This window comes from Paraburkholderia sp. J69-1 (assembly GCF_905220255.1).
GTDB lineage: Bacteria > Pseudomonadota > Gammaproteobacteria > Burkholderiales > Burkholderiaceae > Paraburkholderia.
The window spans coordinates 70,735-93,466 of record NZ_CAJMZG010000009.1; the positions used below are offsets into that span (position 1 = coordinate 70,735).

A 22,732-nucleotide genomic window follows, 5' to 3' on the forward strand; every position below is an offset into this window, starting at 1 on the left:
TCTAAAGAAATCTTCAGGTACCGGAGTCGCGCGGCCGGTGCTATCTTTTCAATGGCGCGATCAGACCCATTCGAGAGAACCTTGCACATGACGTCCCTGGCAGAAGCCGATTTCCACCGTTTGCTCGACGCATTGACGCTTTGCGTGCTGCTGCACGACGCGCAAAGCAAGGCCATCGTCTGGGCAAACCGCGCGGCATGCGAGGCACTCGGCTTTAGCGTGGACGAACTGATTCCTTTAAAGGCCGTTGACATGACGCGGCCGGAACCGAAATACGATCGCGAACTCGCTATTGCGGCAATGAACCGGTCGGCCATGCAAGGCCCGCAGGTCTACGAGTGGTGTTATCGCTCGAGGACAGGGCACGACATGCTTTCCGAAGCGATTGCGACCACGGTGAAGCTGGAGGCGCGCACGGTTGTCATGGTGCAGTTCCGCGATATCAGCGCGGAAGAATCGATTAAGCGCAGATTGCGCGCGCACGAGGCGCGCCTGCGTGAATTCATGCAGGATCTCGGCGAAGGCGTTGCGCTGCTCAACGAGGCCGCTGAAATCCAGTACATCAGCGAATCGGGCCGGCGTTTGCTGGGTTTGTCGGTGAACGATGCGGCAGGTTCGATCGTCGATTACACCGCCGCGGAAGAGAGCGCGCGCCTGCTGAATCAACTCGATAATGCGCCCGCAGACGGACCGTCGAGCCCAGGCCGCTATCAATGCGCCGATGGCGAGCGCTGGTTGCGCATTACCTGCCGGCGTATCGATCTGGAAGAAGATTTGCGTGGCGTGCTGATTCACTTTCGCGACATCACCGATGTAGTGCGAACCGAAGAGGCGCGCCGCACCGAAGCGCGCATGCTCGAATACGCGGGGCGTTACAACGCGATGGGCGAAATGGCGATGGCGATCGCGCATGAATTGAGTCAACCGGTAGCGGCAATCAGAAACTTTGTGGAAGGCGCGATTCAACGGCTTGCGCAGGCGGCGCCAGGCGAATCGATTGTCTGGGGTTTGCGTGCCGCGGATCGTCAGGCAGAGCACGCCGCCACGATTATCAAAAGCGTGCGTGAGTACGTGGCGCGGCGCGATCCCAACATTGCCATTACGGATTTAAGGACGATTCTTTCCGAAGCCGCCTGGTTCGTGCAGTTGCGCGCGCGCGAGGCCAATGTCTCTGTTCATGTCGAACTATCCGACGATCCGCTGATGATCGAATGCGAGCGTGTCCTGATTGGCCAGGTGGTACTCAATCTGGCGTTCAATGCCATCGATGCGCTGGCTTCGGCAGAATGCGCGCAAAAGCAATTGACTATCGGCGCGTGCCTGAATGACGGTCAGGCGCTGGTTTTCGTGCGCGATAACGGTCCGGGTATTTCGGAAGGCCACGAACGCCTGTTCGATGGATTTTCATCGTCGAAGGAAACCGGCAACGGCATTGGTCTTTCGCTTTGCAAAAGCATCATCACGCGGCATGGCGGCGTGATTCGCGCCTTCCCCGTGCAAAGCGGCGGACTCGAATGCCGCTTCTGGTTGCCGCTCGACGAGGCAGCCGCAAGCTAACGCCCGAGCGACTTTGCGGTCTTGCCGCCAATGCCGAAATCCGTATTCGGAATGTCCTTGATCATCACGCGCGTGGCGTTGACGGGCGTATCGAGAATACGCGCGCTCGTTTCGCACAGCGCTTGAATGAGTGCGCGTTTCTGTTCATCGGTGCGACCCGCGATCAGTATGGCGACGATAACGGGTAGAGAGGGCGGCGTGTCTTCAGAGGCTGCGCGACCGCCGATGCCGTAATCGCTGGCGGGCAACTCACTGAGCAGAATACGGACTGATTCCGCCGGCGCGCCAATTGCATTCACGGTAGCGTACGTAAGCGTGTCGATAAGCGTGGCTTTGCGCGCTTCGGCATGGCCCGCAGGCATATAGACTTCGAGCGTGGGCATAAGATGGACAGCCAGTGAGAAGGCCCCGCAGACATATCGGGGCCGTTGCGGTTTAAAGAAGGAAGCCGATTGCGTTCAGCGCGTCGGTCGAATCGATCAGCCGGATAACCTTCTGCAGAAGACGCGGTTCATCGCCATCGAAGCGGATGCGATGCGTGAGGTCGGCGGCGAAAATCGTCGGCACCGAGCGCTTGTAGGCCACGATGATCTGCGCCGATTGCACTTCGACTACATTCGCTTCGTCGCTCGCCAGCGTAAAGCGCGAGACCGTCCGCACGGTGCGTGCCGCATCCGATGCAGAAGCCGAGTAGCCCGACGTCATGCGCTCCACGCGTTTCTCGCGCATGTCGTGGTCGTCGTAGGCGTAGTTGAGCGTGGCGGCGAAATCCGTGGTCGTGGGATCGATCGGCACAACATAGAAGCCTTCGGTGTCCCACAACTGCAGCCACTCGTGATATTCGCGGCGATCGAGCATTTCGGCTTCGCGCCAGATCAGGCGCACCGCGCGCGAAAACGTATCTTGCGACATCAACTTGTTGCGATCGTCCATCATGCCTCCATCATCTTGCACCACTGCGCATAAGCTTCGCGCATGCCGGTCTCGTCGGTGGCGTGGGCGGTTTTTTCGCCATTCGGCGCGGTGGTTTCGCGATTCAGGCCACGATTGACGAGGATCGGCGTGTTCGGGCCCGCATGCGCGCCGCGTTGCACGCGCTCCCAGGCTTCTGCGTCGTCGGGGCTGCCGAAACCGAACGGACCCTGAAAGTGTTCGTGAATGCGCAGACGCACGCGATTGGCTTCTTCGGGGCCGCCATCCATGCCCAGCGCCACGTGACGGATTTCCGTTTCATCGGCGGAAATCGGCCGCAACACGCGGAAGAACGCCATGGACAGCGCGAGATTCGGGAACAGGTTGAGATTGAAGCCCACGCCAATGAGCGAGCGCACGATGCGGCGCACTTCTTCGGGTGTGTGCTTTTCAGAAAGCTGCGCCGCGAGTGAATCGAAACGCTCGGGCAGCGGCGCGCCGTCGTCCTGATCGAGATCGACCAGTTCGGGCACGAGCACGGCAAGGCTATGACCATTGCCGAGCGAGCGGCAGAACGCCTGATCGCTGGTCATGAAACTCGTGATGACCGCAGTGGTTTCTTCGTCGATCGATTTGAGCCAGGACTTGTGCACGACCGGGAAGTGATAGAGATCGGTGGTGTTTTCAAGCTGGATCTTCCAGTTGCCTTTAAAGCGGAACTTGTGTTCGCCATTGGCCTTGACCGGATAACCCGCGCCTTGCTTCATGAACAGATCGATCCACGGCTTCGCACCGCCGAGGAAGTCTTCGAGCGGTTCGATATCGGCATTGAAGCTGGCGAAGATCAGCCCTTGATAAACGCCTACGCGTAGCTTTTCCAGTGGCAGATCGCCTTTCTCGCACACGCCTTCGTAACCGTCGCCATAGGGCAGCGCGCGCAGCGTGCCGTCGAGCGCATACGACCAGCTATGGTACGGGCAGGTGAAGCCCTTGGCGTTGCCCTTATGTTCTTCGCAGACCGTCGCGCCGCGATGGCGGCAGCGGTTTTGCAACACGTTGATGGTGCCGGTCTTGTCGCGCACGACGATCACCGGCTGGCGGCCGATAGTCGTGGTGCGGAAGTCGCCGGGATTCGGCAGTTCGCTTTCGTGCGCGACCCAGATCCACGTCTTGTAGAAGATGCGATCGAGTTCCGCTTCGAACAAGCTGGAATCGTGATAGAGAGACGGCGAAATGCGGTCGGCTTCTGCAAGGCCGCGCAGCGCACTCGTGTCGATGCTTTGCCAGGTTTCGCTCATGATGTGAGGTACGGTGGGGTGAGAATGAATCGCTGGCTGCTTGGCCAGTGCGTATAGGCAGTGTCGTCCGGTGGCTCTCATGCGTCAAATTGATCTAAAATTAAGGCGCACATAAACCAGATGGATATCTTATGCAGACGCTCGATGGTGTCGACCTCAACCTGCTGCGTGTTTTCCTCGCAATCGTCGAAGAACAGAGCCTGACCAAAGCAGGCGAACGCCTGGCGCTTTCGCAGCCCGCCATGAGTTATTCGCTCGCGCGCCTGCGCGCCTTGTTCGACGATCCGCTCTTCGTGCGAACGCGTCACGGCATGCAGCCCACACCGATTTCACAGGAACTGGCGGTAATCGTCGAAAGGGCGCTCGATTCGGTTCGCGAAGCGCTTAGGTATGCCGAGCGATTTGATCCGAAGGTGAGCACGCGCGCTTTCCGGCTGTCTTTGTCCGATGCGGGGGAAATGGCGTATTTGCCGTCGATCTGCGAGGAAGTGAAACGTCTCGCGCCGCGCGTCAAGATCTGCATCGAGCCGCAGCCGGTCGGGCAGATCGAAGAGGCTTTACGTTCGCGCAAGCTCGATTTCGCGATCGGCAATTTGCCGGAACTGACGTCGCGTACGCGCCATCAGGTGCTGTTCGAAGAGGGCTATGTGTGCGTGCGTCGGCGGCGGCCGGAAATGGCCCGGCGCCACAAGATCACGTTGGCGGAATTCGTTGAAGGCGAGCACGTGCTGATCCGCTCGGTCGAGCATAGTCATCACGCGATTGACGACGCGCTGCGCACCAAGGGCGTCGCGCGAAATATCGGCCTGGAAGTCCCGCACTTCGTCGCGTTACCGGGCGTGCTGGCCGTAACGGATCTGATCGCGACTTTGCCGCGACGTCTCGCCGATCTACTCGCGCGTGGCGGCGGGTTTGAGATTTTCGAACTGCCAGTGCAGATTCCATCTGCTGCAGTGACGATGCACTGGCACGAGCATTTTCACGAGGACGAGGGGATCGCGTGGATGCGCGATCTGCTCGTGAATATCATGCAGCGGTTTGCTGGCACGGCGGGCGCGGCTGCTGCGCCGCGCGCCGCCAGAAAGCCGGCCGTCAAACGTCCAGCACCAGCAAAGGCGAGCGCGAGCGCGAAACGCAGCAGCAAATAACCTTGTTGCTCGCGCGTTCGGCCTTGCTCAGACAATGGTCGCGATGGTCGGGATCGCCTTCGACCACATCGACCATGCAGGTGCCGCACACGCCTTCGCCGCACGACGTATCGATTTCGATACCGATCGCGGCGAGCGCGTCGACAATGGTGCTGTCTTTGCCCACGCGCACGACCTGGCCGCTGCTCGCGATCCGGACTTCGAATTCATCGAGCGTCGCGCCCGTATCGGTAGCGGCGGCGGGATCGGCGCCGAAGCGCTCCAGATGCACTTCGGCAACGGCGGGCGTGGCTTCGCCAGCCTTGACCACGGCATCCATGAACGGCGCGGGGCCGCACGTGTAGACGTGCGTGCCGCTTTGAATATCGGAGAGACAGGTGTGCAGCGTTGCGTCCAGATCGTCGCTGCCAATGCCAAAGTGAAAGCGCACATGCGATGCAAACGGCTCCTGCGAAAGCACGGGCAGGAAGGCCGCATGTGCTTCGCTGCGCGCGAAATAGTGCAGCACGAAAGGCTCGCCGCTTGCGGCCAGTTGGTAGGCCATCGAAAGCAAGGGCGTAATGCCGATGCCCGCGCCAATCAGCACATGCGCATGGGCTTCGCCCACGAGGCGAAAGAGATTGCGCGGCTGACCCACCAGCAGCTCGCAGCCTACGCGCACATCGTCATGCAGCGAGCGTGATCCGCCACGCGATTCGGGCTCGCGTTTGACGGCGAAAAGCTGAAAATCGCCAACTGCCGGATCGCTGCACAGCGAATATTGACGCGTAATGCCGGACGGCGCGGTCACGTCGATGTGCGCTCCGGGTTCGTAGTTTCCGAACGGCTGGCCGTCCATGCGGGCGATGCGAAACGAGCGAATGCCGTGCGCTTCGTCACGGATATTTTCGACGCGAACTTTGAAGGTATGGGCTTGCATGGGGACACCATTGGGAGGCGATATTTCCTGGGGATGCCACGAGGGCAGTGTGTCGCCGCAGGATATCGACCCTTGATCAATCCGGCAAATTGATGAAAATTTGCCTTATCCATTTGCCGGATTGATATCTGACGCAGTGTCCGCGTGCTGCTCGCGCTCAATAGCGATAGCCCAGCGTGAGCATCAACGAGCGATCGTCGCCCAGCGCTACCGCATTGCTCAAGCCGCCCGTGTAGTAATGCTTGTTGAAAATATTGCTCAAACGCAGCGCGGCGTGCCAGCGCGGCGCGGTATAACCCACGCCTACATCGCTGACGACAAAACCCGGAATCGTGTAGCCATACGCATAGAGATTGCTCTGGCCGCGCACGCCGCCGTTGATTTCCCAGCGATACAGTTCGCCCGGCAGTTTGTAGCGTGCGAAGACGTTGAAACTGTGGCGCGGCACGTTATTGATGCGCGTGCCGTCGGTCGAAGGCGTCTGGCCGCCATCGTCGGCGATCACGGCGGAGGTATAGGCATAGCCACCCGTGATGCTCAGATGGTTCGTCGGCGCCGTGTTGAAGCTGAATTCGAAGCCGCGCGAATGTTCTTCGCCCACGGCAATGCTGTAGCCGTCGTTGTTCGGATCGTCTTCCAGCACGTTGCGGCGGCGCAGATCGAAGGCGGCGACGGTCACGCTCGTGCGGCCTTTTTCGATGTCGAATTTCACGCCGGCTTCCCATTGCTTGCCGGTTTCGGGATCGAATGCCGTACCGCTCACGTCCGCGCCGCTGTTTGGATAGAACGAAGTCGCGTAGCTCACATAGGGACGCACGCCCGGAAACAGTTCGTACATCAAAGCAACCGATCCGGTGGTGGCGTTCGAAGGATTACCGCTGCGTGTGCCGGTGAGTTCGTTGAGCACGTCGCTCGACGCACTGTCGTATCGCACGCCTGCGAGCACGCGCCAGCGCTGGCCCAGCGCAATCTGATCGCGCGCATAGAAGCCAAGATCGCGAATCGTCGTATACGTATGCGTTTTTGGCGTGGACGGGCAGGTGATCGTGCCGGTGTAGACCGGGTCGTACATATTGATCGAACCCACCGAGCAGGTGGTCGAATTCGCGTCCTCGCGCCCGCGCATATAGTCTATGCCGAAGGTCAATTCGTGGCGGCCGAGCGCGGTATCGAAAGTTTTCTGCGCGTTATTGTCGAGCGAGATGGTGTCGCCAGACCATTGCGAATCGGTGGCGGTGCGGCTGAGCGTATAACCGTTCGAAGCGACCTTGCCATTGGCGACAAGCTGGCCGCCCAGCGAGAACTGCTGCCAGCGGAAATTCTGGTTCACGGTCCAGCCCGAATCGAAATGATGCGCGAAGCTATAACCCACGCGCGCTTCGTGGCCCGAATAAGGCTGTTGATCGGGCTCGCCGGTGAAGGTGTCGCGCGACAGGCTGCCGTTCTTGTTCGCGAGTAGCGTGCCGGACCATGGCAGGCCTTGCTGGCGGATGTAATTGCGTTCCTGGTAGCTCGTGAGAATGGTGAATTCCGTGCGCGGACCGAGATCGAGCGAGAGCGACGGCGCGATATAGCGATTGCGCGACCAGACATAATTGGTCTGATCGTTGGAATTCATCGCGAGCGCGTTGATGCGAAACGCGGCCTTGCCGTTTTCCGAGAGCGGCGTGCCCATATCGACGCTGCCCTGGTAGTAGCCGTGACTGCCGACGGTGGCATCGACATCGGCGAAGGTGTAGTCCACCGGGCGCTTGCTGACCATGTTGACCATGCCGCCGGGCAGCACGAGGCCGGAAAGCAGCGTGGCCGGTCCTTTGAGCACTTCGATCTGCTGCAGGCCGAAGGTTTCTTCGGCGAAGCGGTTGTTGATGGCTGCGCGCAGACCATCCAGATAGATCGAATCCGACGCGGTCTGGCCGCGAATGATGAAGTCGTCCCAGCCACGCCGGCCATAGGTGCCGGAGATCACGCCGGGTACGTCGTGCAGCGCGTCGTTGAGCGTCTGGACCTGCTGCGCGTCCAGCAGGTCGCGCGTGACGACGCTGATCGATTGCGGCGTTTCGCTCAGCGGCACCGACGATTTCGTGACCTGCGCAGCCTTGGGCATGTCGAAGGCCGCAGCGGGGGCGCTGCTGGCGGAGATCTTCACGGTGGGCAATTCGGTGGCGCTGTCCGTGCTGGTTGTTGCCGTGCTGGCGGCGCTGGCGGCCGTGGTGCTGGCTGCATCGGCAGCGGCGGCTTGCGCGAAAACCAGCGTAGGCGCCGCCGCGAAGGCGAGCAGGAGTGCGGCGTGGATCGGGCGGTAGCGCATCAAAGGAACCCCAAGCGTAATGCGAATCATTATTAATTGAGTCGCGCATCGTACTACGGGTTAATCCCTACCGGCAATGCGTGTTGTATCGGCGCAAATCGTTTCTGGCGGGTTGCTTTCCGCTGCGGAAGCCGCGCCTGCGGCCGCTGGCACGGCAGGCGCGGGGCAGGCGTTGCTCAGAACTGGTCGAGATCGTGCGCGACGTAGATATCGCCGGCGAAGGTCGTGTGCGCTTGACTGACGAGCCTGGCCGCGCTGGCGTCGGTAGGTCCGACGATGCCCAGGTGCGTGAAGACCAGACGGTGCACGCCCGCCGCGCTGGCCAGTTGCCCGGCCGCTTCGGGCGTCAGGTGCTGGGTGCGTAGATGGGCGATCAGCGCGTCCTTCATCGGGCCTTTCATGTTGGGCATGGCGCGGGCCAGGTCGGCCACTACCCCGTCCACGTCGATCACCTCGCTCACCAGCAGATCCGCGCCATGTTCGAGTTGCGCGACGGCGTCGCTCGGGCCGGTATCGCCGGTGACGCCAATCGAGGCGCCGTTGTAATCGAAGCGATACGCGAGCGACTGCGTGCCGTTATCGGCGTGATGGCCTGGCGCATCGTCGAAATGCGAATTTTGCGCGGCGCGCACGCGCACGCCATCGACATTCAGATCGCTGCCGCCTTCGATCGTGATCACGCGCACCAGATCGTCGGGCGAGCGCTGATGCGAATGTCCTAATTCAATGCGCGCCACCGGTTTCATCGACTGCAATAAGCCTTTCACGACGGCGTCGGTGCTGGGCGGCCCGTAAATGGTCAGCGGCTTTTGCGCGTTCTGCATCCAGCGCAGGCCAATCAGCGCCTGCAGGCCGCCGATATGATCCATGTGCAGATGCGTCACGAACAGCGTATCGACATCCGCGGCACGCAGGCGCAAGGCGGCGAGCCGTTCGAGCGCGCCGTCGCCGCAATCGACCAGCCAATGCCGCTTATCGACGCTCAACAGATTCGCGGGCTGCGAGCGCTCTGCATACAGCGACGGGCCTGCGGCGGTGCCGAGTGTCGTCCACGTCATTGGGCCGGTATTGGTTTGAGTTTGAGCGGCGCTGGCGTGACTGGAGATTGGCACAATGCCGGCAAACAGACAAAGAAAAAGACTCGCGCGTGCAATGCGCCTGGGAGGGGAGCGGAATGATTTCACGATTGACTCGGAGAAGAAAAGCTAAAGGATGCGCGTGCGAGACATCGTTAAAACGAATGGACGATGCTCGCGGTGACGGTAATCTGGTGTGAATTCGATGAGGGCTGCAAGAACAGCAGCGCCGCGTGCTGACCTTGACCGGTGACGTTTTCGATGGCCGTTTCGAGGTTCAATGTGGTTCTCGCCGAAAGCGAATAATGTAGGCCGGCGTTATAGATATGCCAGCGTCCACCCATTCCGACCGAATAGTCATAGCCCGCGCCAGCCAGCAGCGCAGGCGTGATTTGATACGTCACGTCCACTTCGCCCGTTTGCAGTCGCTCGGTCTGGTGATACGCGCGCATATTCGTGTACGCGTAAATGGCGTAGACCGTTGCCTTGCCGATCTGATAGCTGACGTTCGAAGCCGTGGTGAGCAGATTATCGAGCGCAATGCCGTTGGTGATCGTGGCGGAAGCGGGCTTTCCGAACGCATAAGGCAGGCCGATCGATGCCGGGTTGATCGTGATGCCATTGATATTGCTGAGCGTGCTCTGCGCCTGAAAGCCGCCATTGCGATAGCCGATTCTGAAACCATAAGCGCGACCGGTATTGGTCACAGGCGCTGCGGTCGAACCGAAGCTGTACATCGCGCCGAAATCCAGGCCGCGATAGCTGGGACTTTCATACGAAATCGCGTTGTTGAAAAAGGACTGAACGATCTGGTCGAAGTTGCCGGGATGGAAGCCGAAGATCGAACCGTGAGCGGCGACATAGGGCGCGAGGCTCGTCGCGAACTGGCGGATTCGCCCCAGTTTGACGGTGCCATACGTGGTGTCGGAAAGCCCAACCCACGCTTCCTGGCTGAACATCGAACCAGTTGTGTTGATCGCGCCGTTGGTGGGTTTGAAGATGGTGGCGAGCTTGAAAATGGCGCTGGTTCCGCCGCCCAGATTCTCCTTGCCGAGCAAACCGAATTGACTCGGAATGCCGGTGTTATTCGATTCGCTCCAGGATCGATGCCCGCCTGCGTTGCTGTTATAGGTCAGCCCGACATCGACGATGCCAAATAGCGTGACACTCGATTGCGCCTGCGCCACCTCCGCTTGTAAAAGTCCAGCGCACAGCAATGCGCCGCTGGCGCACGCAAATTTCGAGGGCATGGTGTCTCCAGTATTTATTGTGTTGTTGCGCGGCTTGCCGGCCTGCGTACTATGCTGGAGGATTGTGTATCGATTGATGAAAGGTTAAGCTTGATTGATAACTACAGCATATGAGTGTGTTTTCCCATGCGAGCCACTTCAAGAGACCCCCTCGAACAGGGTGAGATGCTTGTCCACGCGAGCGGCGCGATTACTGGTGCGATCGTCGAACAGGCCTTGCGCAAGCTGCGTCTGCGCGATCTGGAAACGCTGCGGATTCTGGATAAAACGCGCAGCTTCGCCAGAACGTCGGAAGCCGTAGCGCTTTCGCAACCTGCGTTGTCGAAGTGGCTGCGCGAACTGGAAAGCGCGCTGGGCATCGCGCTATTCGAGCGGACCACGCGCCGCGTTGCGCCAACCTCCTATGGCGAGGCGCTGCTTGAATTCGTCGGCCGTGTGCTGGCGGAAATGCAGAACGTTGGCCCGACGCTGGAGGCATTGCGCACGGGCACCGGTCGGCCGGTTTCGCTGGGCTGTCTGCCGAATATGGCGCAACTGATCGTGCCGGGCACGCTTGGCAGGCTGGTGGAGAATGGCCATTCGATTCGTCTGAATGTTCAGGAAGGCTCGTTTACGAGCTTGCTGACGCAAGTGGAGCGGCGGGAGCTGGACGTGCTCGTGTGTCATCAGAATGCCACCGTGCTTTCATCGGGGCTTGAAGTCGTGCCGCTGTATCGCGATGAAATCAGTGTGGTGTGCGGGCCGAAGCATCCGCTCATGCGGCGCAAGACAGTCACCTGGCAGGATGCCGCGGAATTTCCATGGATCGCGCCGCCATCGGGCACGGCGTTTCGTAATGCGCTCAACCGGGAATTCGCGGAGGCAGGCGTAGCGCCGCCGCGCGTGATGCTCGAAACGCTCTCGAAGGAAACCAGTGCGCTGATCGCGCAGCGGCTGCCGTGCCTCTATATCACGTCGTTCAAGAACTGGCGGCTTGCCGACCGTCGCGGCGAGAAAGTGCATCGTTTGCCATTGCGGATCACGACGATTCCCGAAGCGGTGTGCGCGGCATTTTGCAAACCGGCGGGGTTCTCGGTTGGCGCGGTGATCGAGGCGATGAAGCAGATCGATTTTGAAGTGGCGGGGGTGAGCGGGTATGGGTGATTGCAGCAGCAGCAGGGCGTTTATTTCAGGTTCTTATGCCTGATTTTCAGGCCAGACGCTAAAATCCCACCAGCCTCACTGAAAAGCATCTGCCTGAGGAGGGCGCCAGACGTGCCGGTTGTGAAGATACATCTCGAAGGGCAGATTTCGGATTTCGATCTGCGCCTGCTGCGTATATTCAAGGTCGTAGTGGAATCAGGCGGCTTTACCGCTGCTGAAGTCGAACTCAACATCTCGCGCTCCGCAATCAGCACCGCCATTGCCGATCTGGAAACGCGGCTCGGTTTCAGTCTGTGCCGCCGGGGACGTTCGGGATTTTCGGTGACCGATGCCGGTGCTCAGGTCTACGAAAAGATGCTGGTGCTGTTCGGTTCCATCGATACCTTTCGCACGCAGATCAATGCCATTCACACGCAACTGAAAGGCGAAATCCGCATTGGCATTACCGATAATCTCGTGAGCATGCAGCGCATGAAGATTGTCGGTTCGCTACGCACGCTCAAGACGGCGGCGCCTGGCGTGCTGATCAATATCCGCATGATGCCGCCTACCGAGATCGAAAAGGCCGTGCTCACTTCCGAACTCGATATCGGCATGATTCCGCAATGGCGCACCACGCCGGGCCTCAATTACGAGCCCATTTACGATGAAGAATCGGGCCTGTATTGCGGCGCGGAGCATCCGCTTTTCTCGATTCCCGATGCACAACTCGATGCCGCTACGGTGCTGAGCCACGACTTCGCGGTGCCCGCTTACGCACAGCCCGAACGGATTCAGGCGATCTACCGCAGCAAGCAGGCATCGGCTACCGTGAGCGATCGCGAGGGCGTGGCTTTTTTGCTGCTCACAGGTTGCTTTATCGGCCTGCTGCCCACGCACTACGCGCAGCAATGGGTGAGCACGGGCATGATGCGCCGTGTGCTCCCCAGTGAGTTCACCTTCGTGAGCCAGTACGTGGCCGTGAGCCGCGCCACCAGTACCGACGACCAGATTCTCGCGACTTATCTGGCCGCACTGCGCAAAGCCGTCTGAGGCGTCACGCGGCGCGCGCGCATGATCCCCAGCAGCGCAATGGCGCCGGCCAGTACCGCCGTCGATCCCACTTCGTAGCGATGCGCGGGCAGCACGACCATCGTGACCAGCACGGCGGCGATCAGCAGAATCACCGCCCATGTGAGGTACGGATAAAGCCACATGCGGCACTCGATACGCACGCCATCTTTCGCGAGCACGCCGCGCATGCGCAGTTGCGATACGGCGATCACCAGATAAACCAGCAGCGCGATCGCGCCCGATCCCGAAAGCAGGAAGGTAAATACTTCGCTGGGCGCAAAGAAGTTCGACGCGGTGACCAGCAAGCCGATGACGGTGCTGCCGATCACCGCCGCGCGCGGCACGCCTTCGCCCGATGTGCGATGAAAACGCTGCGGCGCATCGCCGCGTTTGCTCAGCGAAAACAACATGCGCGACGAAATATAGATCGCCGAATTCAGGCAACTTGCCACCGCGGCCAGCACGACCACGTCGACAATGGCTTTCGCATGCGGGACATGCATCAGTTCGAGCGTGCGCTGATACGAGCCATGCAGCGGCAACAGCGGATCGTTCCACGGCACCACCGAAATCACCACGAATACCGAACCCACATAAAACAGGCAGATGCGCCAGATGACCGAGCGCGTCGCTTTAGAGATCTGCCGTGCGGGGTCTTTCGATTCGGAAGCGGCAATCGTCACGACTTCCGCGCCGATAAAGCTGAACATCGTCGTGAGCAATGCGCCGACCACTGCGCCGGCGCCGTTCGGCGCGAAGCCGCCGTGTGCTTCCACAAGCCGCGAAACCCCACTGATGGGCGCAGCGGGGATCAGCCCGAGTATCGCCGCTACGCCAAAGCCGATAAACAGCACGATCGACACGACCTTCAACATGGCGAACCAGAATTCGAATTCACCGTACTTGCCCACGCTAAAGAGATTCGTGACGGTGAGCAGCGCCGTGATGCCGAGCGCAAATACCCAGACATGCACGGCGGGGAGCCAGGTGTTGAGGATGGTTGCGGCCGCAATCGCTTCGAGCGGCACGACCAGCACCCAGAACCACCAGTAGAGCCAGCCGATCGTGAAGCCCGCCCAGTGACCGATGGCGCGATCCGCGTAGGTGGAGAACGAACCCGTGTCGGGCGAGGCGACGGCCATTTCGCCGAGCATGCGCATCACGAGCACGACCAGCAGGCCCGCGAGAATATAGGCGATGATCGCGGCGGGTCCGGCTGCTGCAATCGCACGGCCCGACGCCACAAAAAGGCCCGCGCCGATCACCCCGGCTACCGAGATCATGGTGACGTGCCGCTGTTTGAAGCCGGGCGTGAGTGACGAATGAGATGCCGGCGGCTGGGCGCCGGCCGTGGGAGATATCGACATGTGTGCTCCTCCATGAAATGGATTGATCGCGTAGTACGTTGCGTATTCAATCGTTCTACTGACGATTTGACGAATGCCGGTTAGGGCGGATAAGGCAACAACGACGATCTTCAATAAGCTGCGTTAGCGCATGAGCAGCGACATCGAATCGCTCAGCTTCATCGCAAAGGCTTTTTTCCACTGCGTTGCCGCGCCAATGCGGCAGAGATTCTCTTCCCACTCGAAGGTGGACATGATGGCGCGCGAGGTGAGCCAGCGGACCGGCTCCGGCTCCCATGCGCGCAGCACGCGGCTGGGCGCCTGGCTGGCGAATACCCAGGGCATGGCGGTGCGTTCGGTTTCGCGGCCCAGCACGAGGTCGGCCAGCGTGCGTGCGAACAGATGCGAAGGCCCGACGCCCTGGCCGCCATAACCGCCGGCCATACCGATACCGCTCGCCTTGTCGAAGACTACGTGCGGCGCGAAGGCGCGCGCCATGCCGAGCGAGCCGCCCCAGCCGTGCGTGATGCGCACGCCTTTGAGCATCGGGAAGAGATCGTAGAGCAGTGCTTCGCGCAGACGGAATTCTGGATCGGCCAGTCGAAACGTACTGCGTGGCCGGCTCCTGAAACGATATCCGCCGCGTGCGCCGAAGATCATGCGGCCGTCGCGCGTGCGCTGGCCATAGCTGACCATCTTGCTGCCGTCGCAGAAGGCGGGGCGCGTGTGCAGACCGATTTCGTCCCAGAGCGCGTCGCTCAGGGGTTCTGTCGCGACGATCAGGCTTTGCACGGGAATCACGTAGCGGCCGAAGCCGGGCACGCTCGACGCATAGCCTTCCAGCGCGGGGATCACGATGGGCGCCTTGACGCGGCCCTGCGCTGTTTCGACGATGCCGGCGCGAATCGCCGTCGCGCGGCTTTGCTCGAAGATCGGCACGCCCAGCCGTTCGACGGCGCGCGCAAGACCGCGCACCATCCGCGCCGGATTGATGGTCGCGCAATGGCGTTTGAATACGCCGCCGAAACCATCGCGCAACTGCACCGTGCGATCGAGTTCGCGCTTGCTCAGCCAGTAGCAATCGTCTTCGGTATGGCCAGCCGCGTAGAGTTGCGCGAGCACGGCGCGCTGGCGCTTTTCCTGTTCGGGGAAGCGCGCCGCCGCGTAGACCACGCCGCCCTTATGGAAATCGGCGTCGATCTGCTCGCGCGCGAGCGCAGCGGCAATCGCATCGACGTTCTCGAACAGCAGCTTGCAGCAGGCTCGGCGCTGCGCCATCGGCAAGGGCGCGACGTATTTTTCGAGCCCCGAAATGTAGCCCGCGACCCAGCCGCCGTTACGCCCCGAAGCGCCGAAGCCCGCCGTTTCCGCCTCGACGATCACGACGCGCAGGTCCGGCGCGTGCTGCTTCAGGTAGTAGGCGCTCCAGAGTCCCGTATAGCCCGCGCCGACGATGGCAACATCGGCATCGATATCGCCCGCGAGGCTCGCGCGCGGTTCAAGCGATTCCACCGATTCGTCCAGCGTGTCGAGCCAGAAACTCGCCTCAGCATACTTGCTCATCGCGCGCCCTCGGCTGGTCTGCAGGCACGGCGGCCGCGGCGCATTTCGCGATCACGAAGTATTTGCGCACGCGCGTGAGCGATTCCCAGGTGCCGTCGAAGCCGGGCTCGACGATAAAGGCGTCGCCGGGTCCGAACGATGCGGTATTGCCGTGCTGGTCGGTGAGTGCGACGGCGCCTTCGAGGATGAAGCAGAACTCCATGCTGTCGGGATGCGCCTTTCGCTTACAAAATGCTTCCGACTCCCAAACACCGCTGCTGACCACGCCGTCGACCGAGTGAAATGCGGGCCAGCTACGCGTATCGCCGTTGCCGCTGATCAGCGCTGCGGGCACGGTCGGGCTGACTTGCGGCGCGTGGCCGGGCAGGGGATTGAGGGGCGTGATGAATGCGACCGGCATGGTGTCTCCTTGTGAACGCCTGATGTCGTGAAAGGTCGATTCACTATAAGGAGCGGCCGCGTCGATCAAATATCGACGTGCTTAAGCTTACTTTAATTCTTGTTGACGTAATCTAACCGTCATCGACGTCAGAAAAATCGAAGCTTAAGGGAAGTCCCGGTTAGGGAAATCGCGACGGATTTAATCTTTCTGATAAGTGGGAAGGGTTGTAATCGGTGGTAATATACGCGGCCGCGAAGGAACCTCGCCGCACCTGCCAGCCATTGGCCAGCCATCTTGCGCCGTCCCTTCCTTACACAGATTACAAAGAGCGCCATCGGCGATATTCGCTGCGCTGGCCGCTCACCTGGCACTTCTCGTATCGGCCCGCCAAAAGAACGGGGCCCTGAATAAACATGAAACTCCGTAATGCCCGACTCTGGGCACCCCGAGGCCCGCGCCGCTGGTGCTATGCCGCCGCCGCGCTTGCGATTGCGAGCGTCGTGCGCATTGCGCTGCATCCGTGGCTCGGTCCGATGATGCCGGGCACGGCGTTCTGTATCGCCGCCTCGCTGGTCGAGTACTACTTTGGACTCGCGCCCGCGCTGACCGTCATGTTCCTCGGTCTCGGTATCGCCGATTATCTGTTCGTGCCGCCTTACGCCAATATTTCCGTGCTCGATTTTCATGACACGGTGCTGCTGGTGTCGTATCCGCTGGTCACGCTGCTTGTCATTACGCTGATCGAGCGCCTGCGCCGCGAACAGTTTCGCGCGCAACTGATTACCTCGGTGGCGCAATCGCGCTATGAAATGCTGCTGCGCCACGACAACGAGCGCGCGCTGGCACGCCGCGCCGAAGACGAAACGCATCGCCTGCTGCGCCATCTTGCGCAGCACCACGAAGGTTTCATCATGATCAAGGCGCTCGAGCGCAACGCCGCGCAGCGCGCGAGCGTGGGGCAAAGCACGGCGGCGCTGCCGGCCGCTACGGAAGTGGCGCCGGGGCCGCTATACGACGCCGTGCATCCCGAGGACATCCAGCGTCTGAGCAATACGTTGTGGCCGGGCCATCATCGCGTGCGTCTGCGTCGCGCGCAGAATGAACGCGAATTCAGGATGACGAACTGTAACTGCGAGCGTTTCACTACGCATGCGGGCGATTTCCTCGTCCTGCGCACGGAGGACTGAGATGGCGACTGCCGAGATGGAACCGGCCGTGCGCGAAGCGCCCGCCCTGCGCGCGACGGGCATTTTCAGCGAAGGTGACGGCCATGCCGTGCTGCTGTTGCACGGGCTGTCGAGTTCGCCGATCGAATTGCGCTACCTCGCGCGCTATCTGCAGAACGAAGGCTTCACCGTTTGCGCACCGCTGATCGAAGGCTATAGCGCCGGCTCGAAAGAGAAGACCATGGAACAGTGGGTCGAGGCCGCCGCGCGCGAATTCGACGCGCTGGCCGCGCGTTACGAGCGCGTGTCGATCTGCGGTCTGTCGATTGGTGGCGCGCTGGCGATGCGCCTGATTCGCGAGCGCCCGGGCGCGCAGTCGCTGGTGCTGCTTTCGCTGACGCTCGCGTATGACGGCTGGGCGATTCCCTGGTATCGCTTCCTGCTGGACTGGGCTTACTACACGCCGTTGCGCCATACCTATCTTTATCGCGAATCGGAGCCGTTTGGCGTGCGCAACGAAGCGCTGCGCAAGAAGATCGCGCGTGCCATGCAGCGCAATTCGTTCAGCGAAGTGGGGCCGTCCACGATCGCGCTGCCCGCGCTGCATCAGGCGTTGCGTCTCGCGCGTGCGGCGCGCAAGGACGTGGCCGCGATCGAGAACGATACGCTCGTGATTCACGCCATCGACGATGAAACCTCCAGCCCGCGTAACCCGCGCTATGTGATCGATCATATCGGCGCGAATTTTCTGCGCACGGTCTGGCTCGACGATTCGTATCACATGATCACCTCGGATAACGAGCGCGAGATCGTTGCGCGCGAAACTACCCTGTTTCTGCGCGAGAGCGAAGTGGCGCACGGCGCGCGCGATGCGCAGAACCAGCCGGTGGTGTCGAAGGCGCTCGCGCGCCGTTTGCGCCAGCTGGCGGCAGTGGGAAGGAAGAAGGCGTGAAGCTGTCGAATCTATTTAAAGCGCTCGCGTGTGCGGCCGTGTTCGCATTCACGCAACAGGCCTACGCCGACGACGCATCGTCGCAAAGCGATAGCAGCACGACGCCAGCCGAATCGCCGTGGAAGATCGCTATCGGGCCCGGCGCGTATTTCGCGCCGCAGTATCCTGGCTCGCGCCATATGAAGGTCTATCCGTTCCCGGCGCTGGATATTTCGTACCGCGATCGCATTTTTTCGCAGGGGCCGGACGTGCTCGGCATCAACGTGCTGACCTCGGAGAATTATCACCTCGGTGCTTCGCTGAGCTTCGATTTCCAGTCGCGCACGGCATCGGATGATCCGCATCTGCGCGGCCTCGGCAACGTGGACGACGGCCCCAAACTGCGTATCTTCGGCGATTACACGGTCTGGGCCTTTACGGGTGCAGTGGCGGTGTATCAGGACATTTCGGGCAATGGGCAAGGCACGACGGCCAGCGCCGATCTCTACGCGTCATTGCCGCTGCAGGGCTGGCTCTTTTCAGTCGGCCCTGGCCTCACGTGGGCGAATGCGGTGTACACGCGCACGTTGTTTGGGATTTCGTCGGCGCAAAGCGCGGCCTCGGGATTGCCGCAATATGCCACGGGTTCAGGCATTCGCGACCTGCATATGACGTTCTACGCCACGCACGATTTTTCGAAGCATTGGGTCGGCTCGGTCAACGCCACGCTGGGGCGTCTGGAACACTATGCAGGCGGCAGCCCGATCACCGAGCGCCGCCGCGAGCTGACGACATTCGCCGCGCTCGATTACCGCTTCTAAAGCGGCGTTTTCCGCGTTTAAACGAACACCTCGGGATAAACGAAACGCGCGACATCCACGCGCTCTTTCACCAGCCCGAGCGTGTGAAACGTATCGACGATATCCTGCTGCTCCTTGACGATATCCGGCGTGACAGCGACGGTGGTGTAATTGCGCCGCCCGGTCGCGAGCTTGAGCACATCGGGGCGCACGCCTAATTGCGGCGCCAGCAGATTCGCGGTGTCCTGCGGATGATGCTGCGTCCACGCATTCGCCTTCGCCAGTTCCTGAAACAGCACGCGGATCACCTGCGGGTTCTGCCTGACGAATTCGGGCCGCGCCAGATGGAAGGTGCGGTTGTTCGACAGACCCGTGCCGTCGCGCAGCTCGCGCGGCGAAGTGGCAAGCTGCTGGCCGGCGAGAAAAGGGTCCCAGAGCCCGGCGGCATCGACATTGCCCGAAAGATATGTCGCGCTCACATCTGCCGCGCTCGTTAAATAAACGGGCTGGATATCGCTGTATTCGAGCCCCGCTTCGTGCAGCGCGCGTACCAATAGATATTGCACATTCCAGCCGCGCCCGATCGCCACTTTCTTTCCCTTCAATTCGCGGATCGAGCGAATGGGTGAATCGGCCGCCACGAAAATGCCAATGCCCTTGGGATAAGGCTGCTCCGCGCCCAGATAGACCGCATTCACGCCCGCAGCGTTGGCGAAAGCCGAAGGCGTATCGGCCGCGTGGCCGAAATCGAGCGCTCCGGCGTTGAGCGCTTCAGTCAGTTGCGGCCCAGCCGCGAATTCCGCCCAGCGCACGTTCCAGTCGAGCGCCTGCAAGGCGCGCTCAAGACTGCCAGTGCCCTTGAGAATATTCAGCGTATTGAACTTTTGATAACCAATGCGCAAAGTGCGCGATTCAGCGGCCTGCGCATTCGCGATGAACGCCGGAACGGTGGCCGCGCCGAGCGCGCTTGCGGAAAGCTGGCGGATAAACTTGCGTCTGCTGTGTTGCATGATGTCGTAATCGTCGATTGAATAAGTTATTCGCGGCGCTGACTCATTACTTTTGGCGCGAGTGGTTTTGCGACGATTTTATGGACGGCTCGCAGCGGATCGAACCAAGCGTTTCGCATAACCTTATCGGGCCGTTGGCATAGCGTCATATCCGCACTCGATGCTTTAGCAAAAGCACGCGCATGGATATGAGCATCGCTTCGTTGGGCGCACGATATCGGCTCGCTACGATGGACGCCATCATTCATCGTGGAGCCGCCGTCTCATGTCCGCCGCCGTCTTTACCGCCCGCTCGATCGCGAAGCGCTTCGGCGCGACCGTTGCGCTCGCGCGGCTCGATCTGACGATCCACGCGGGCGAAATCGTCGCGCTGATGGGCGCCAATGGCGCGGGCAAATCCACGCTTGTGAAGATCGTCAGCGGCGTGCAGCCGGCCGACGAAGGCGCGATGACGCTCGACGGGCAAGCCTATGCGCCGGGTTCGCCGCTGGCCGCGAAACGCGCAGGCGTGGCCACGGTCCATCAATCGATCGCCGATGTGGTCGTCCCCGCACTGCCGATTGCGGACAACCTGCTGCTCGACGAATTCTGCGGCGGCGTGGCGGCGATCTGGACGCCGCGCGCCCGCCGCCTTGCCCGGGCGCGCGAACTGGCGGCACGCGTGGGCCTCGATGACGTCGATCTCGACGCGCCACTCGGCTCGCTCTCATTGGCGTCGCAACAGCGCGTGGTGCTGGCGCGCGCGCTGGCTACGCGCCCGCGTCTGCTGATCCTCGACGAACCCACAGCCAGTCTTTCCGCCGCCGAAGCCGAACGTTTGTACACCTTGATCGATGGCCTGCGCGAAGAAGGCGTGGCTGTGCTGCTGGTTTCGCACCGGCTGGCGGATCTGCGCAGGCTGGCTTCGCGCGTGGCGGTCGTGCGCGATGGCCGCATCGTTGCCGTGCAGGACGTGAAAGACGCGCCCATCGATTTCGATGCTGCGCTGGAGACGATGATCGGCAGGCGGTTGCCGGTATCGGGCACAGCCGCGCAGCAAAGCGGCGCGCGTGTGGCGAAACCGGCGCTGGAATTGCGCGGCTTGCGTCTGGGGCCGCAAACCGATGCCTTCGATCTCGACGTGCGCGACGGCGAAATCGTCGCCGTAGTCGGGCCGGTGGGCGCAGGCAAGACACGGCTGGCGCAGGCGATTTTCGGCGCTACGCGAGCGAGCGCAGGCACGATGCATCTCTACGGCGAACCGTGGTGGCCGCGCACGCCGCGCGATGCGATTCGTGCGGGCGTTTTCATGGCGGGCGAGGACCGTTGGCGCAGTTCGCTGTTTCCCGATGCCGTGCCGTTTGCTTCCGTGGCGGGCACGATCGGCTTTCCATTTCTGCCGCGCTGGAGCCGCGCGGGCGTGGTGGGGCGCACGCACGAGCATGAGGTCGCGCGCGAGGCCATCGAGACGTTCGGCATCCGTTGCACCGGGCCCGACGATCGCGTGGCGCGTCTTTCGGGCGGCAACCAGCAGAAGGTGTTGCTTGCGCGCTGGCATGCTGAACCCGCACGGCTGCTGCTGCTCGACGAACCGTTTCAGGGCGTCGACGCAGGCGCGCGCGCCGATATCACCGCGCATCTGCGCCGCCGCGCGGCGGGCCGCGCCACGCTGGTATTCGTGAGCGATCTGGAAGAGGCGCACGAGGTCGCCGACCGCATCGTGCATTTCGATCGCGGCACGGTGGAATACGTCGATCAACAATCATTAGATATCCTGAATCAAGTATGAGGCCCGTTACCGTGAAAACCGCCGCATCCACGCTTGCCAGCGACCTCGCACCCGACCGTGCCGATACGGCTTCGCGCCGCCGCGCCGCGCTTGCCTGGATCGAACGCCTGAGCCTGCTGGCCGTGCTCGCCGCGATGATCATCCTGTTCGCCGTGCGCGAACCGGCCTTCGTGAGCGTCGACAACCTCTTCAGTATTCTGCAAGCGGTATCGATCGTGGCGCTGCTCGGCATAGGCGTGACGATTACGCTCGCGGCCGGCGGCTTCGATCTTTCGGTGGGCAGCGTGGCAGCGACGGCGCAAATGGCCGCAAGCTACGTACTGGTCGTGTGGCACGGCAATGCGTGGGAGGCCGCGGCGGCCTGTCTCGTACTCGGCATTGCTGCGGGGCTGTTCAACGGCGTGCTCATCACGCGCCTGCATGTGCCCGATCAACTCGCTACGCTTGGCACGCTGTTTCTGCTCGCGGGCCTGCAACTGATTCCCACGGGCGGGCGTTCGCTCGCCACAGGCACGATCCTGCCCGACGGCAACGAAGCAAGCGGTACGTTTCCCGCCGCCTTCCTTGCACTTGGCCGTGCGCGTCTGTTCGACGTCGTGCCTGCGCCGGTACTGGTGTTGCTGGTGCTGACCGTGCTGGTTTCCGCCGTCATGGCGCTCACGCGTTGGGGACGGGTGATCTATGCGATCGGCGGCAATGAAACGGCCGCGCGTCTGGCGGGCGCACCGGCTGCGCGCTATCGCGTGGCGGCTTACGTCGCGTCTGGCGCGATTGCGTCATTGGGCGGTCTGCTGATTGCGGCGCGCGTGGGGCGCGGCGATGTGAGCGCAGGGCATTCGCTGTTGCTCGATGCCGTAGCGGCGGCGCTGGTGGGGTTCGCCGTGTGGGGCGTGAAGCGACCCAACGTGCCGGGCACGGTGATCGGCGCGGTCTTTGTGGGCGTGCTGCTCAACGGCCTGACCATGCTCAACGCGCCGTATTACCTGCAGGATTTCATCAAGGGCGCGCTGCTGGTGGTCGCACTGGCATTCACGTTCAGCATCGGGCATCGCGGCAGCACACATCGATAAAAAACCATGGAATCCTGACGATATCAAGA

At 61.6% G+C, this 22,732-nt stretch carries 21 protein-coding genes; 10 read left to right on the forward strand and 11 right to left on the reverse strand.

Features of this window, described 5'->3' with window-relative positions; all coding sequences use genetic code 11:
- The first annotated feature begins 87 nt into the window (after positions 1-87).
- Positions 88-1,557 carry an ATP-binding protein gene (locus tag U5A67_RS17745; RefSeq protein WP_321815506.1) on the forward strand — a complete coding sequence of 490 codons (1,470 nt, stop codon included), beginning with the start codon at positions 88-90 and terminating at the stop codon, positions 1,555-1,557.
- Here U5A67_RS17745 and U5A67_RS17750 read toward each other — a convergent pair.
- Genes U5A67_RS17750 through U5A67_RS17760 form a run of 3 tightly spaced genes read right to left on the reverse strand, consistent with a single transcriptional unit; the run spans position 1,554 to position 3,767 of the window.
- Entirely contained in the window at positions 1,554-1,940 is a 387-nt protein-coding gene (locus tag U5A67_RS17750) for a tautomerase family protein (RefSeq protein ID WP_321815507.1), read from the reverse strand. The two genes, U5A67_RS17745 and U5A67_RS17750, sit on opposite strands and share 4 nt — an antisense overlap.
- Positions 1,941-1,992: 52 nt before the next feature.
- Complete coding sequence (locus U5A67_RS17755) at positions 1,993-2,493, reverse strand: aromatic-ring-hydroxylating dioxygenase subunit beta (protein WP_205980600.1); 501 nt, start codon at positions 2,491-2,493, stop codon at positions 1,993-1,995.
- The gene (locus U5A67_RS17760) at positions 2,490-3,767 is read right to left on the reverse strand and encodes an aromatic ring-hydroxylating dioxygenase subunit alpha (RefSeq protein ID WP_321815508.1); all 1,278 of its coding nucleotides are present in this window, start codon (positions 3,765-3,767) and stop codon (positions 2,490-2,492) included. Before U5A67_RS17760 ends, U5A67_RS17755 begins: the two co-directional genes overlap by 4 nt.
- A 131-nt stretch (positions 3,768-3,898) precedes the next feature.
- Between U5A67_RS17760 and U5A67_RS17765 the strand changes: the two genes are divergently transcribed.
- The gene (locus U5A67_RS17765; protein WP_321815509.1) at positions 3,899-4,915 is read left to right on the forward strand and encodes a LysR family transcriptional regulator; all 1,017 of its coding nucleotides are present in this window, start codon (positions 3,899-3,901) and stop codon (positions 4,913-4,915) included.
- Here the strand turns inward: U5A67_RS17765 and U5A67_RS17770 are convergent.
- The gene (locus tag U5A67_RS17770) at positions 4,860-5,834 is read right to left on the reverse strand and encodes a PDR/VanB family oxidoreductase (protein ID WP_321815510.1); all 975 of its coding nucleotides are present in this window, start codon (positions 5,832-5,834) and stop codon (positions 4,860-4,862) included. The two genes, U5A67_RS17765 and U5A67_RS17770, sit on opposite strands and share 56 nt — an antisense overlap.
- 157 nt (positions 5,835-5,991) lie before the next feature.
- Positions 5,992-7,941, reverse strand: a complete 1,950-nt coding sequence (locus U5A67_RS17775; RefSeq protein ID WP_321815511.1) for a TonB-dependent siderophore receptor — start codon at positions 7,939-7,941, stop codon at positions 5,992-5,994.
- On the opposite strand from U5A67_RS17775, the gene U5A67_RS17780 reads away from it, so the two are divergent.
- Positions 7,940-8,140: a hypothetical protein gene (locus tag U5A67_RS17780; RefSeq protein WP_241023107.1), complete on the forward strand. Its 201-nt coding sequence runs from the start codon at positions 7,940-7,942 to the stop codon at positions 8,138-8,140. The two genes, U5A67_RS17775 and U5A67_RS17780, sit on opposite strands and share 2 nt — an antisense overlap.
- A gap of 181 nt (positions 8,141-8,321) precedes the next feature.
- On the opposite strand, the gene U5A67_RS17785 is transcribed toward U5A67_RS17780, so the two are convergent.
- Positions 8,322-9,203 carry an MBL fold metallo-hydrolase gene (locus U5A67_RS17785; protein WP_321815512.1) on the reverse strand — a complete coding sequence of 294 codons (882 nt, stop codon included), beginning with the start codon at positions 9,201-9,203 and terminating at the stop codon, positions 8,322-8,324.
- A gap of 173 nt (positions 9,204-9,376) precedes the next feature.
- On the reverse strand, positions 9,377-10,471 hold the full coding sequence (locus U5A67_RS17790; RefSeq protein ID WP_321815513.1) for a porin: 1,095 nt from the start codon (positions 10,469-10,471) through the stop codon (positions 9,377-9,379).
- A gap of 165 nt (positions 10,472-10,636) precedes the next feature.
- On the opposite strand from U5A67_RS17790, the gene U5A67_RS17795 reads away from it, so the two are divergent.
- A complete protein-coding gene (locus U5A67_RS17795; RefSeq protein ID WP_321815514.1) occupies positions 10,637-11,614 on the forward strand; it encodes a LysR substrate-binding domain-containing protein in 978 nt (325 codons plus the stop codon).
- A 120-nt stretch (positions 11,615-11,734) separates the two neighbouring features.
- Positions 11,735-12,646 (forward strand): LysR family transcriptional regulator, encoded by a 912-nt coding sequence (locus U5A67_RS17800; protein WP_205980608.1) that lies wholly within the window; start codon positions 11,735-11,737, stop codon positions 12,644-12,646.
- Here the strand turns inward: U5A67_RS17800 and gabP are convergent.
- The 3 genes from gabP to U5A67_RS17815 all read right to left on the reverse strand — a co-directional run bounded on the left by gabP (position 12,616) and on the right by U5A67_RS17815 (position 16,045).
- Complete coding sequence (gabP, locus tag U5A67_RS17805; protein WP_321815515.1) at positions 12,616-14,034, reverse strand: GABA permease; 1,419 nt, start codon at positions 14,032-14,034, stop codon at positions 12,616-12,618. The genes U5A67_RS17800 and gabP overlap by 31 nt on opposite strands.
- A gap of 123 nt (positions 14,035-14,157) precedes the next feature.
- Positions 14,158-15,576: an FAD-binding oxidoreductase gene (locus U5A67_RS17810; RefSeq protein ID WP_321815516.1), complete on the reverse strand. Its 1,419-nt coding sequence runs from the start codon at positions 15,574-15,576 to the stop codon at positions 14,158-14,160.
- The gene (locus U5A67_RS17815; RefSeq protein ID WP_321815517.1) at positions 15,560-16,045 is read right to left on the reverse strand and encodes a cupin domain-containing protein; all 486 of its coding nucleotides are present in this window, start codon (positions 16,043-16,045) and stop codon (positions 15,560-15,562) included. Before U5A67_RS17815 ends, U5A67_RS17810 begins: the two co-directional genes overlap by 17 nt.
- Before the next feature lie 326 nt (positions 16,046-16,371).
- Here U5A67_RS17815 and U5A67_RS17820 point away from each other — a divergent pair, with 326 nt between their 5' ends.
- Genes U5A67_RS17820 through U5A67_RS17830 form a run of 3 tightly spaced genes read left to right on the forward strand, consistent with a single transcriptional unit; the run spans position 16,372 to position 18,876 of the window.
- The gene (locus tag U5A67_RS17820; protein WP_205980690.1) at positions 16,372-17,145 is read left to right on the forward strand and encodes a DUF4118 domain-containing protein; all 774 of its coding nucleotides are present in this window, start codon (positions 16,372-16,374) and stop codon (positions 17,143-17,145) included.
- A 1-nt stretch (position 17,146) separates the two neighbouring features.
- On the forward strand, positions 17,147-18,076 hold the full coding sequence (locus tag U5A67_RS17825) for an alpha/beta hydrolase (protein ID WP_321815518.1): 930 nt from the start codon (positions 17,147-17,149) through the stop codon (positions 18,074-18,076).
- A complete protein-coding gene (locus U5A67_RS17830) occupies positions 18,073-18,876 on the forward strand; it encodes a MipA/OmpV family protein (RefSeq protein ID WP_415767861.1) in 804 nt (267 codons plus the stop codon). Before U5A67_RS17825 ends, U5A67_RS17830 begins: the two co-directional genes overlap by 4 nt.
- A 17-nt stretch (positions 18,877-18,893) precedes the next feature.
- Here U5A67_RS17830 and U5A67_RS17835 read toward each other — a convergent pair whose 3' ends face one another.
- Entirely contained in the window at positions 18,894-19,865 is a 972-nt protein-coding gene (locus tag U5A67_RS17835) for an aliphatic sulfonate ABC transporter substrate-binding protein (protein ID WP_321815519.1), read from the reverse strand.
- Positions 19,866-20,130: 265 nt separating this feature from the next.
- On the opposite strand from U5A67_RS17835, the gene U5A67_RS17840 reads away from it, so the two are divergent.
- Positions 20,131-21,633, forward strand: a complete 1,503-nt coding sequence (locus U5A67_RS17840; RefSeq protein ID WP_321815520.1) for a sugar ABC transporter ATP-binding protein — start codon at positions 20,131-20,133, stop codon at positions 21,631-21,633.
- Positions 21,630-22,703, forward strand: coding sequence for an ABC transporter permease (locus U5A67_RS17845; protein WP_415767862.1), 1,074 nt, complete (start codon positions 21,630-21,632; stop codon positions 22,701-22,703). Before U5A67_RS17840 ends, U5A67_RS17845 begins: the two co-directional genes overlap by 4 nt.
- Positions 22,704-22,732: the final 29 nt, after the last annotated feature.